The sequence below is a fragment of the Shouchella clausii genome (assembly GCF_002250115.1).
Lineage (GTDB): Bacteria > Bacillota > Bacilli > Bacillales > Bacillaceae_D > Shouchella > Shouchella clausii.
In genome coordinates this window covers 2,977,056-2,989,228 of the sequence record NZ_CP019985.1, presented here as the reverse complement: position 1 = coordinate 2,989,228, position 12,173 = coordinate 2,977,056, and the positions used below count along the sequence as shown (strand labels likewise).

At 45.0% G+C, this 12,173-nt stretch carries 13 protein-coding genes; 2 read left to right on the top strand and 11 right to left on the bottom strand.

The annotated features are described in order from the left end of the window. Positions 1-258 precede the first annotated feature (258 nt). Positions 259-483, top strand: a complete 225-nt coding sequence (locus BC8716_RS14355; protein WP_011247503.1) for a helix-turn-helix domain-containing protein — start codon at positions 259-261, stop codon at positions 481-483. Positions 484-509: 26 nt separating this feature from the next. Here the strand turns inward: BC8716_RS14355 and BC8716_RS14350 are convergent, their stop codons facing one another. From BC8716_RS14350 to BC8716_RS14330, 5 genes are all read right to left on the bottom strand, one after another. Next, entirely contained in the window at positions 510-965 is a 456-nt protein-coding gene (locus tag BC8716_RS14350) for an acyl-CoA thioesterase (protein WP_094426706.1), read from the bottom strand. A 152-nt stretch (positions 966-1,117) separates the two neighbouring features. Then, the gene (sdhB, locus tag BC8716_RS14345; protein ID WP_062749682.1) at positions 1,118-1,870 is read right to left on the bottom strand and encodes a succinate dehydrogenase iron-sulfur subunit; all 753 of its coding nucleotides are present in this window, start codon (positions 1,868-1,870) and stop codon (positions 1,118-1,120) included. Then, complete coding sequence (gene sdhA, locus BC8716_RS14340) at positions 1,867-3,636, bottom strand: succinate dehydrogenase flavoprotein subunit (protein ID WP_094426703.1); 1,770 nt, start codon at positions 3,634-3,636, stop codon at positions 1,867-1,869. Before sdhA ends, sdhB begins: the two co-directional genes overlap by 4 nt. A 38-nt stretch (positions 3,637-3,674) precedes the next feature. After that, positions 3,675-4,283 (bottom strand): succinate dehydrogenase cytochrome b558 subunit, encoded by a 609-nt coding sequence (locus BC8716_RS14335; protein ID WP_011247507.1) that lies wholly within the window; start codon positions 4,281-4,283, stop codon positions 3,675-3,677. A 258-nt stretch (positions 4,284-4,541) separates the two neighbouring features. Beyond that, positions 4,542-5,897, bottom strand: a complete 1,356-nt coding sequence (locus BC8716_RS14330; RefSeq protein ID WP_094426701.1) for a TrkH family potassium uptake protein — start codon at positions 5,895-5,897, stop codon at positions 4,542-4,544. 172 nt (positions 5,898-6,069) lie between these two features. On the opposite strand from BC8716_RS14330, the gene BC8716_RS14325 reads away from it, so the two are divergent. Beyond that, the gene (locus tag BC8716_RS14325; protein WP_035201855.1) at positions 6,070-6,492 is read left to right on the top strand and encodes a YslB family protein; all 423 of its coding nucleotides are present in this window, start codon (positions 6,070-6,072) and stop codon (positions 6,490-6,492) included. 25 nt (positions 6,493-6,517) lie between these two features. On the opposite strand, the gene uvrC is transcribed toward BC8716_RS14325, so the two are convergent. The 6 genes from uvrC to fadR all read right to left on the bottom strand — a co-directional run bounded on the left by uvrC (position 6,518) and on the right by fadR (position 12,156). Further along, the gene (gene uvrC / locus BC8716_RS14320) at positions 6,518-8,302 is read right to left on the bottom strand and encodes an excinuclease ABC subunit UvrC (RefSeq protein ID WP_094426699.1); all 1,785 of its coding nucleotides are present in this window, start codon (positions 8,300-8,302) and stop codon (positions 6,518-6,520) included. Positions 8,303-8,357: 55 nt separating this feature from the next. Next, the gene (trxA, locus tag BC8716_RS14315; protein ID WP_011247511.1) at positions 8,358-8,672 is read right to left on the bottom strand and encodes a thioredoxin; all 315 of its coding nucleotides are present in this window, start codon (positions 8,670-8,672) and stop codon (positions 8,358-8,360) included. 229 nt (positions 8,673-8,901) lie between these two features. Continuing rightward, positions 8,902-9,879, bottom strand: coding sequence for an electron transfer flavoprotein subunit alpha/FixB family protein (locus BC8716_RS14310; protein ID WP_094426697.1), 978 nt, complete (start codon positions 9,877-9,879; stop codon positions 8,902-8,904). Positions 9,880-9,892: 13 nt separating this feature from the next. Next, positions 9,893-10,663, bottom strand: coding sequence for an electron transfer flavoprotein subunit beta/FixA family protein (locus BC8716_RS14305; RefSeq protein WP_094426695.1), 771 nt, complete (start codon positions 10,661-10,663; stop codon positions 9,893-9,895). A gap of 28 nt (positions 10,664-10,691) precedes the next feature. Further along, positions 10,692-11,462 (bottom strand): enoyl-CoA hydratase, encoded by a 771-nt coding sequence (locus BC8716_RS14300; RefSeq protein ID WP_063609818.1) that lies wholly within the window; start codon positions 11,460-11,462, stop codon positions 10,692-10,694. A gap of 106 nt (positions 11,463-11,568) precedes the next feature. Further along, positions 11,569-12,156, bottom strand: a complete 588-nt coding sequence (fadR, locus tag BC8716_RS14295) for a fatty acid metabolism transcriptional regulator FadR (RefSeq protein WP_251179466.1) — start codon at positions 12,154-12,156, stop codon at positions 11,569-11,571. Positions 12,157-12,173 lie beyond the last annotated feature (17 nt).

Sequence of the window (12,173 nt, the reverse complement as noted above, 5' to 3'; positions counted from 1 at the left end):
AGCAATGCACTTTATTAAGCTGCAAAACCCTCTTATAAAAGAGCTTTATAAACATCGTCATTATAGCATGGGGGGTAATCCCTTTCAACAAAAAAACAATGCCCCTACCAAAAAAACGACTAAATTCGACAATAATGAAAACGTCCTATTCGTAAATGAACGCTCACACCTTTTTCGTAAACAACATATACTGTCTTGACTAAAGCCTTTCAGGTCAGCGTTGACCTGCTCTTAGCCCGGCATGAAGGAGTGAACATATTGAAGGGAGCAGACTTCGGACCAAAACCTTTGCTTACGAAAAGGGAACGCGAAGTATTCGAACTACTCGTCCAAGACCAAACAACAAAAGAAATTGCTAATCACCTTTTTATTAGTGAAAAGACCGTACGCAACCATATTTCGAACACAATGCAGAAGCTGGGAGTAAAGGGGCGCTCTCAAGCCGTTATCGAACTAATACGTCTAGGTGAATTGACCATTTGAAAAAAGCCTGCTAAGCAGGCTTTTTGCTATGTAGTTTTTTTGTATGCTAGTTTAGCAAGCATCTTCTCAGAGAAAGGGAGTGCTTTGCCTGTCTGTTTGTCAACTTGCACCACTGTGCCTCTCCCTGTTAAACAAATATCGGTGTTTCTTTTTGCTACATAATGAATGTCCAATGAAGAACGCCCGATTTTATCCACTTTTACCCCTACATGTAACGTATCCCCGTATTGAATTTGGGCAACATAGTTACATTGCAAATCAGCAGTAACGACAATGGTATCACTGCTAATTGCGGCCCAATCTTCCATTAAGCCGCAAGACTCAAAAAATTCAAGCCTTGCGTGTTCAAAATAAATAAACGCAGACGTATTATTCACATGGCCAAATGCATCTGTTTCCGAAAAGCGGACTTTGATGGGAACAAAAAATGTAAATGAGTCTTCCCATGCGCTTATTTCATTGATATAAGCAGGCACTTTCATCATTCATCGCTCCTTTTTAGACAATTCTCAGCTTAATAAAAATTGCTTAGTAGACGGGAATAATGGAGAGGAAAATGGAAATAGAAATGGGATTGACGTAAGCGGCGTTTGTCTATAGTTGAACGAGGCTGCTTCGCAGCCTCGTTGTATGATCATATGCTTCCAAAGAAGTTTTTAAAGGACTGCAATGCCGTCGCGCGGTTTAATGCAGCAATGGATGTTGTAAGCGGAATGCCTTTCGGGCAAGCTTGCACGCAGTTTTGTGAGTTTCCACAATTGGCAAGACCGCCGTCTGTCATAATAGTAGCCAACCGTTCTTCTTTATTCATTTCGCCAGTTGGGTGGGCATTAAAGAGGCGAACTTGAGAAAGTGCCGCCGGGCCAATAAATTCAGATTTTGAATTGACGTTCGGGCAAGATTCTAAGCAGACGCCGCAAGTCATACATTTAGACAGCTCATAAGCCCATTGGCGTCTTTTTTCTGGCATGCGCGGTCCAGGACCTAAATCATACGTGCCGTCAATTGGAATCCAGGCTTTTACTTTTTTCAGAGAATCAAACATTCTGCTGCGGTCGACGACAAGATCACGAACAACTGGAAATGTCCTCATTGGCTCAAGGCGAATGGGCTGTTCCAACTTATCAACGAGCGCGGTGCACGACTGTTGTGGTTTGCCATTAATAACCATTGAACAAGCGCCACATACTTCTTCTAGACAGTTCATATCCCAAGTGACAGGCGTTGTCTTCTCACCTTTGGCATTGACGGGGTTGCGGCGAATTTCCATTAAGCAAGAAATAACATTCAAGTTTTGCCGGTAAGGAATAGCAAACTCTTCTTCATAGGAGCCGCTGTCTGGTCCATCTTGCCTTGTCACGATAAGGCGAATTGTTTTTTCACTCATTTGCTTCCAGCTCCTTGCTTTTTCTGTGAGTAGTCGCGTTTCCGTGGTTTAATCAACGATGTATCGACTTCCTCATATTCAAAGTCCGGCGCGCCGGTGCTCGGATTGTACCAAGCTTTTGTTGTTTTCAAGAACTCTTCGTCGTTTCGTTCTGGAAACTCCGGCTTGTAATGGGCGCCACGGCTTTCATTGCGGTGATAAGCGCCAAGCGTGATCACACGGGCTAAATTGAGCATTCCCCCAAGCTGGCGCGTAAATGCAGCTCCTTGGTTCGACCATTTAGCCGTATCTTGGATGTTAATGTTTTGGTAACGCTCCATTAATTCTTGGATCTTTTCATCTGTTTTTAACAGCTTGTCATTGTAACGCACAACCGTGACGTTGTCCGTCATCCATTCGCCAAGCTCTTTATGAAGGACATACGCGTTTTCCGTACCATCCATGCGCAAAATCGCGTCGAATTGGTCTTGCTCTTTTTTCACTTGCGCCTCAAATAGCGAAGACGACAAATCTTCTGTAGCTGTATTCAATCCTTCGATGTACTCCACTGCCTTCGGCCCAGCAACCATGCCGCCATAAATCGCCGATAACAGCGAGTTTGCGCCTAAACGGTTTGCACCATGCTGAGAATAATCGCATTCGCCGGCAGCAAATAAACCAGGAATGTTCGTCATTTGATCATAGTCTACCCACATGCCGCCCATTGAGTAATGAACAGCAGGGAAGATTTTCATCGGCACTTTCCGCGGGTCATCGCCTGTGAACTTTTCATAGATTTCAATAATGCCGCCAAGCTTAATATCTAGTTCTTTCGGATCCTTATGGGATAAATCCAAATAGACCATGTTTTCGCCATTAATACCAAGCTTTTCGTCTACACACACATGGAAAATTTCCCTTGTAGCAATGTCACGCGGGACAAGGTTTCCATATGCCGGGTATTTCTCTTCAAGAAAATACCATGGTTTTCCGTCTTTGTATGTCCATACGCGCCCGCCTTCTCCACGGGCAGACTCGCTCATAAGGCGAAGCTTGTCGTCGCCTGGAATCGCAGTCGGGTGGATTTGGATAAACTCGCCGTTCGCATAGGCAACGCCTTGTTCGTACAATTTTGCAGCGGCGAAGCCGGTATTGATCATTGAGTTCGTCGATTTGCCGAAAATGATTCCTGGTCCACCAGTTGCCATAATGACGGCGTCAGCTGAGAAACTGCGTATTTCTGCTGAATTCAGCTCTTGCGCTGTAATGCCACGGCATGCGCCCTCATCGTCGATCACAGCAGATAAAAACTCCCAGCCTTCGTATTTTGTTACAAGCCCTTGCACTTCGTAACGGCGTACTTGTTCGTCCAGTGCATACAAAAGCTGCTGTCCAGTCGTTGCCCCAGCAAAAGCGGTGCGATGGTGTTGTGTACCGCCAAAACGACGGAAATCGAGGAGCCCTTCAGGGGTACGGTTAAACATAACGCCCATGCGATCCATTAAATGAATAATCGCCGGAGCTGCTTCGGTCATTGCTTTAACAGGTGGCTGGTTTGCCAAAAAGTCGCCACCGTACACAGTATCATCAAAATGTTCGTAAGGGGAATCCCCTTCTCCTTTTGTGTTGACAGCGCCGTTTATGCCGCCTTGCGCGCATACGGAGTGGGAACGTTTCACCGGTACAATCGAAAACAAATCGACCGGTACCCCTTTTTCTGCCGCTTTAATCGTTGCCATTAGCCCGGCTAACCCGCCGCCTACTACAACAATTTTCCCTTTACTCATAAAGTCCACTCCCTAAAAAGTTCGCTAGTTGCTGATTTTTATACGAAAGCAAATGCAGCGGAAACGCCTACATAGGTAAGTGCTGCAAAAACGATAATTGATACATATGTCATAATTTGTTGTGAACGAGGTGTTACGGTGATGCCCCATGATACAGCAAATGACCATAGTCCATTGGCAAAGTGGAACGTCGCAGACACAATGCCGACTATGTAAAATGCCATCATCCAAGGGTTTTGCAAAATATTTGCCATCATATCGTAGTTGACTTCATGACCAAACAGCGCTTGGATCCGCGTGTCCCAAACATGCCAAGAAATGAAGATTAAGAGAAAAACCCCTGTCCATCGTTGGATGCGGAACATCCAATTTCGGAATGTGCCAAAGCGGCTTGTATTGTTTTTTGCTTGCATTGCAATGTAAATGCCATAAATAGCGTGATAAAGAATCGGAATAAAAATGATGAGCAGTTCTAACGCATAACGAAAGGGCAGACTCTCCATAAAATGGGCTGCCTGGTTAAATGCTTCCGGTCCTCTTGTTGCAAAGTGGTTGACTATTAAATGCTGAATTAGAAAAATTCCAATTGGTATAACTCCTAGCAATGAATGAAGCCTACGATTAAAGTACTCTCGATTCTCAGCCATACACGTTCCCTCCACGATATTTTTCCTCATCAAGACCCCTTATACAAATTCGTGCGTTTTTCTCTCTCTTATAAACGTACCCCCTGATATGGATTATGAATGACTTTCATTGAAAACCTGAAACTGTGAAATCTATTTGACAGTTTCATTTTACTCCTAGGGAAAATCCGAGTCAAGAAAACGGATTCAATTCATCTTGATTTTAAAGGGTTTTGAATGTTCTTTCTACATAAACCGACAGAAATCGGCTGCTTGGCGCTAGCCGATAATGACTGGTTCTGTCGGATAATGGTAATGGCTTTTCGTATGTTTCTTTTTAAATGAGAACAGCATAGCGACAATCCCTACTCTGCCAATAAACATTAAGCACATTAAAATGATTTGGCTTGGATAGGAAAGGGAGCCAGTCTCCCCCATTGTTAGGCCACAAGTCCCAAAGGCAGAGGCGACTTCCACAATTAAAGCAAGTAAACGTATGCCGCTGTCACGTTCAAAAAAAGCGATGCTAATTAAGGAAACGGCAATGAGCAATGCTGCAACAGACAAAACGATAAACGCCTTTTCTTGGTCATCTTTATGGATTTGCCGCCCAAATGCATTTACGCGGTTGCGCCCTAAAGCGTAGCCCCTGATCGTCAAAACCATTACAGCAAGCGTAGTCGTCCGTATCCCGCCGCCAACGCTTGAAGGGCTCGCTCCGATGATCATTAGTCCCGACATAAATAATAGCGTCGACTGCTCAAATTGACTAATATCTATCGTTGATAACCCTGCACTTCTTGTTGTTGCCGATTGGAACAAGGAATGGCCAAACTGTTCAAACCATGGCAAGCCAGCAAAAGCTCCAAACGAATCGAACAGCCAAATGCCAAGTGTACCGACGGCGAAAACGAGAAAATAAGTGGAAACGGTCAATTTTGTAAACAAGCTAAAACGGAATCCCGATTTCCGCTTTAATAAAAACTCCCTGCACTCTACAAGAACAGGAAAACCAATCGAGCCGGCTATGATCAACAAGATCATCACAAGCTGGACAACTGCGTCGCCGGCAAACGGTTGGAGTGACTGCCCGGTTAAATCAAAGCCAGCGTTAGTGAATGCACTCAACGCAGCAAAAAATCCTTGAACATAAGCCTCAGTCCATGTGTCAAAGTAGCGCAAATAATAAGTACCGAGTACAAGCCCTCCAACACACTCGATCGCAAGAGCAAGTAGCAAAAGCTGCCTCATAAGCAAAACAAGGCCACTCATATGGTTTTGGACGCGATTTTGGTCGGCGATGATAAGCATGCGTTGGGCGAGGTTTATTCGCTTTCCTAATACAATCCAAGTGAATGTCCCCAGTGTCATGATGCCAATGCCGCCTAACTGAATCGCAAGCGAAAGCACAATAATGCCCGTGCCATTAAACGTGTCGGCGACAGATATGGTCGTTAGCCCCGTTACACTAACAGCGCTAACCGCTGTAAACAAAGAATCGCGATACGCAAGCGTTATGCCGTCTTGATGAAACCAGGGAATCATTAAAAGCAGACTAAACAAAAAAATCGTCAGCAAATAGGCAGTAATAATAATTTGAAATGAATTGCTTAACCGTGCATGCTTATTGTCCATGGTACACCTCTCATTTATCACCAGTTAGTATATCACTGTCTGGGCTCCTTTACTATATCGCATAAGTTGGTCCATTTGCCGTGAAAAAATTAGACAGAAGAACTACTGACAAAATCGTTAATCACAGGTAGTATAGGAACATGGAAAGCTATCGAAAGGTTGAGGTGTGACAATGAGCGGGGAAGACAACAAGGAGCAAACAGCAGGGCAATATGGCTATGATTTAATCCGTAATGATATCCTGCGCACGATTCTCGGAGACGAGCACGACAGATTGCTTTATTGGGTAGGCAAAAAAGTCGCGCGCGACAACCCACTTGAATCCGTCGAAGAATTAATTTCGTTTTTTCAACGGGCGGAATGGGGGCAACTCCAGCGTCTAAAAGAAAAACGGAGCGAATACATTTTTGAACTGACAGGGGATTGGATGGGACGAAAAGATAGGCGCTGTTACCAGCTTGAGGCTGGCTTTTTAGCGGAAACATTTGAAGTGTGGCATGAGGTAACAACTGCCGTTACATATACGCAAAAACGAAACAGCACGATTTTTACGGTGCATTTTGACAGAAATGATACTGTCAATGTAGGCGACTAACAGAAGGGCAATAAAAAACAAGCCGTTAAGCATTCGGCTTGTTTTTGTTTAATGTGTGATGAATGGTTTCTGCCAGTTTGGCTGGCACGTGTTTGCTCAAGTCCTCCACGGAAGCTTCCTTGATTTTTTTTACTGAACCGAACGCTTTAAGAAGCGCTTTTCTCCGCTTCTCCCCTACACCAGGAATGTCGTCAAGTGCTGATTGCAAAAACGATTTCGCCCGTGTTTGGCGATGGAATGTGATCGCAAAACGGTGTACTTCATCTTGGATGCGTTGCAACAAATAAAATTCATGGCTGTCACGCTGTAAAGGCACGGCCACAGGAGGAGACCCCATTAATAATTGCGACGTCCGGTGTTTATCATCTTTAGCCAAGCCGCAGACAGGGATATCTTGTCCAAGCTCGTCTTCAATCACTTCTTTAGCCGCAGCAATTTGCCCGGCTCCCCCATCAATGACAATCAAATCAGGCAACGGCCGTTTTTCCTTTAAAAGGCGGACGTAGCGGCGACGCACGACTTCACGCATCGATCCATAATCATCAGGGCCTTCTACCGTTTTGATTTTATATTTACGGTACTCTTTTCGCTGCGGCACGCCGTTTACAAAAACAACCATAGCAGACACTGGGTCAACACCTTGAATGTTCGAATTGTCAAATGCCTCGATCCGGTAAGGCGCATTGATTCCGATTGCCTCCCCGAGACGTTCAACTGCTTTCACCGTTCTCTGTTCATCACGTTCAATGAGCGAAAATTTCTCTTTTAAAGCGAGAGCAGCGTTTTCTTCAGCTAAATCAAGCAACGCTTTTTTTTGGCCTCGCTTTGGCTGTGTAACGCGCGTCTCAAGCAACTCTTCCAGCAATTGTTTATCGACGCTTTCAGCAACAAAAATTTCTTTTGGCTTAATATGGTTTTTTTCTAAATAAAACCGGGCAATAAATGTTAGCAGCTCTTCGCTTGCCTCCTGGTAAAAGGGGAAAATGGACACGTCTCGTTCAATGAGGCGGCCTTGGCGAATAAAGAATACTTGGACGCACATCCATCCTTTATCGTATGAAAAGCCAAATACGTCCCTGTCCGTTTTGTCAGCAAACGCCATTTTTTGCTTTTCCATTACTTTTTCCATTTGTGCAATCGTATCCCTTAATTCTTTAGCCCGTTCAAAGTCTAGGTCTTCGGCCGCTTTTTCCATTCGTTCGCGCAGTTGCTCTTTTATGTCGCTATGACCATTTTTCAAAAACTTTGTGATCTCATTCACCATAGTTTCGTTGGTTTCTTCACTCACTTCATATACGCAAGGAGCAAGACATTGGCCGATGTGGTAATACAAACAAACGGAGTCCGGCATTTTCCGGCATTTACGCAATGGATACAGGCGGTCTAACAGTTTTTTCGTCTCCGTAGCCGCGCCTGCATTCGGATAAGGGCCAAAGTACTTTGCCCCGTCTTTTTTCACTTTCCGCGTAATTAATAAACGAGGGTGACGCTCATTCGTGATTTTAATATACGGATACGTTTTGTCATCTTTTAACAACACATTGTATTTGGGGTCATGCTTTTTAATCAGTGTAAGCTCTAAAATCAATGCTTCGATGTTACTGGAGGTGACGATGTATTCAAAATCGCAAATTTCTCCAACAAGGCGTTGTGTTTTGCTATCGTGGCTCCCCGTAAAGTAGGAGCGCACTCTGTTTTTTAACACTTTTGCCTTACCAACATAAATAATCGTCCCTTGGCGGTCTTTCATCAAATAGCAACCAGGCTTGTCAGGCAAGAGAGCCAACTTATTGGTAATGGTTTCGTTCAATCGTTCCTCCTCCTGTAAAAAGTCCGCCTTTTTTAAGAAAGGCGGACTGCTAGGATTACATTTGTTTATTCAACAGCTCTTCCAATGCTTCTTTCGGTTGGAAGCCGACCGCTTTGTCAACCACTTCGCCGTCTTTTAAGACAAGCAGCGTTGGAATGCTCATAACTCCAAATTTCCCTGCCGTTTCTTGGTTTTCGTCGACATCCACTTTCACGATTTTCGCCTTATCGCCAAGATCGCCGTCAAGCTCTTCTAATACTGGAGCGATCATTTTGCATGGTCCACACCAAGGAGCCCAAAAATCTACAAGAACGAGGCCTTCCTTTGTTTCCTCCGTGAAGTTTTGGTCAGTCGCATTGACAATTGCCATTTGCCAAATCCCCTTTCATTGATAACATATTTACAGTATACCATTCCGTAAGCATGTAGAAAAATATGCTGCTTCTCTGGAATAGATTACCCACTGTCGACTAATCATAAACGATTTTTTCCAAAATAGAAAGCCACTTGCTCAAGCAAGCAGCATAAGGCGAAAGACTGGCTTTCTAGTCGGCTTTTTGCCAGCCATTGTTGCTACCCGCTTGCGCAAGTAGCTGTTGTTATTTAGAGACAAGCACGGCTTTTAATTCTTCTGTAAGGAGTGGCACAATTTCAAACAAATCACCGACAATACCGTAATCAGCAACTTCAAAAATAGGGGCTTCTGGGTCTTTGTTAATGGCCACAATCACTTTCGAGTTGGACATCCCTGCTAAATGCTGGATCGCCCCTGATAGGCCGACGGCAATGTATAAGTCTGGTGTGACGACTTTGCCTGTCTGGCCAATTTGTAATGAGTAATCACAATATTCGGCGTCACATGCCCCACGGGAAGCACCGACTGCCCCGCCAAGAAGGTCCGCAAGCTCTTGCAGTGGCTTAAAGCCATCCGCGCTTTTTACACCCCTGCCGCCGGCTACAATAATATTGGCCTCAGACAAATCGACGCCGCCAGTCGCTTTTTTGACTACATCTTTAACGATTGTACGCAAATCGTGGATGTCAACAGATAGTGTTTCAACTTCACCAGAAGCGCTTTCTTCTTTAGCTAAAGCAGCGATGTTGTTCGGCCGGATTGTGACGATATAAGGCCCTTCGTCAATAGCTTTGCGCTTTTCAAATGCCTTCCCTGAGTAAATCGGCCGTGTAAACACAGGCGTGTCGCCTGCCTCGATTGCAACCACATCAGAAAAGAGCGCTCCATCCAGTTTAACAGCCAAACGCGGCGAAAGGTCTTTGCCAACTGAAGTGTGGCCAAGAACGACAATGTCTGGATTTTCTTTGTCAAACACTTGCAAATACGCTTGTTTATATGCGTCTGTTGTGTAATTCGCTAGCTCAGGATGTTCCACGACAATAACCCGGTCTGCTCCGTATTGAAATAACTGTTCGCCAAGACTTGCGATCGCTTCCCCAGCAAGAACGGCTGTCACTTCGCCGCCGTCAGCAAGCTCCTTTGCAGCAGCAATCGCTTCAAATGACACATTCCGTAGCTCATTGTTTTTCGCTTCTGCCAAGACGATTGTTTTTTTCGCCATATTCCTCTCCCCCTTAAAGCACTTTTGCTTCTGTTTTTAACAACGAGACGAGCTCTTTCACTTGCTGAGATGGCTCTCCTTCTAGCTTTTTGCCTGCTTGCTTTTCAGGCGGCAAATAGACATCGACTACCGTTGTTTTTGCCGCTACGTCTTCTTCCTCTACATCTAAATCGTCTATATCAAGCACCTCAAGTGGCTTTTTCTTCGCTTTCATAATTCCTGGAAGCGACGGATACCGCGGGTCGTTCAAGCCTTGTTGGGCGGTGACTAGGAGCGGCAGCTTTACTTCAAGCTTTTCTTCGTCTCCTTCGACATCGCGAACAATATGAGCGGTTTGCCCTTTAATAGAAAGCCCGGTAATCGTCGTCACTTGGGCGATGCCAAGCAATTCGGCAAGCCGTGGCCCGACCTGGCCTGAACCGCCGTCAACCGCTACATTGCCGGCCAAAATAATGTCGACTTCTTTGTCCTTAAAGTAGGCATACAATAGCGCTGCTGTTGTTGCGGGATCGCTCTCTTCAAGCTCTTCTCTATCAATCAAAACAGCTTTGTCTGCTCCCATTGCCAATGCTGTACGAAGTTGCTTTTCTGCTTCCTCTTCTCCAACTGTGACGACTGTAACTTCTCCGCCATGTGCTTCTTTAAGCACAAGTGCTTCTTCGACAGCATACTCATCATACGGGTTAATAATAAATTCGGCGCCCTCTTCTTGGACTTTGCCGTTTTGAATGGTAATGGCTTCCTCTGTATCAAATGTTCTTTTTAACACAACGAAAATATTCATGGGAATTCCTCCTATAAACTCGTAGTGACTATTTGCCGCGAAAAAAAGGCTTGCGCTTTTCGATAAAAGCATTGACGCCTTCTATGCGATCCTCTTTCTGATAGACTTCAGAAAAATAAGCGATCTCCTTATCTAAGCCTTCATCCAGAGCGCCATCGCTCATTTTCGTAAGCTCCAATACGCGCTTGACCGTTAACGGGCTCTTCGAAGCAATCGTCCTTGCCATCGCCCTTGCTTCCTCCAGCAGATGATCTTCATCGCACACTTTATTCACAAGTCCAACGTTAAGCGCCTCGTCGGCCGTAATAGGAGCGCTTGTCAGCATCATTTCCAACGCTTTCGGCTGGCCAACAAGCCGCGGCAATCTTTGCGTCCCGCCAAAGCCTGGGATCAAACCGAGGTTAAGTTCTGGCAGGCCGAGTTTTGTCCCTGTTGCAGCCAGACGAATATGGCAAGCCATTGCTAGTTCAAGGCCGCCGCCGAGCGCGGCGCCATGGATAGCAGCAATAACAGGCTTCGGAGCCGATTCAATTTTGTTGAACGTATCTTGCCCTTTTTTGCCAAGTTGGGCAAACTCTTTGCTGTCGCTTACTTCTGTAAATTCCTTAATATCTGCCCCTGCCGCAAAAAAACGGCCTTCTCCGTAAATGATTGCCACTTTAATTGCATCATCTTTGTATACGTTTTCAAAAACATCGCTCAGCTCTTCAATCACAGACCGTGCAAGCGCATTGGCAGGGGGCCGCTTTAGCGCGATCTCTGCGATGCCGTCTGTGACTTTCCATGTTATGTTTTCCACTAGTAGTCCTCCTTTACTATAAACCTATGAAAAGAGCAATTGCCCTTTTTTTAAGCAAGTCAATCCGTACTCGTTAGCGACGATGCAGTCACCTTGCGACCAAACGTTACTTCCCTCGCAACCCATGGAGGAGCAAGTGATGGACGTTTTCAGCTTGTTTCTTCAACGGAAACTTGCCTTCTGCCATGACCCAATTGGAGACAACTTCATCCATAACACCAAATACCATTTGTCTTGCTAAAAGCGGGTCCAGTTCAGGATGAAAGCAACCTTCTGCTTTTCCTTCTGCTATTAATTCATCTAAAAGTGTCAAATATCCTTTTAAAACTTGATTGATTCGTTGGCGTAACTCCGATTTTGATTGGCGCAATTCAAGCTGTGTCACCACTGCAAGATCGTAATTGTCTTCTAGCTGCGAGAAATGAGATTCAACTAAAAGGCGGAATTTCGCTTCTATTGAGTGTTCCTTGGCCAATCTTCTCCTGCTTCTTTCGACAAAAGCGCCTAGCTTCTTGTCAAATAGCGATACGAGCAAGTCTTCCTTGTTTTTAAAATACAAATAAATCGTCCCATCAGCAACGCCTGCTTCTTTTGCTATTTTTGATACTTGTGCTTGATGGAAACCGTGCTTGGCGATCACTTTGACCGCTGCATCAATGATTTGGTCATACTTTTGACCTCTCTTTTTACTCAAAAACCATCTCTCCTTAA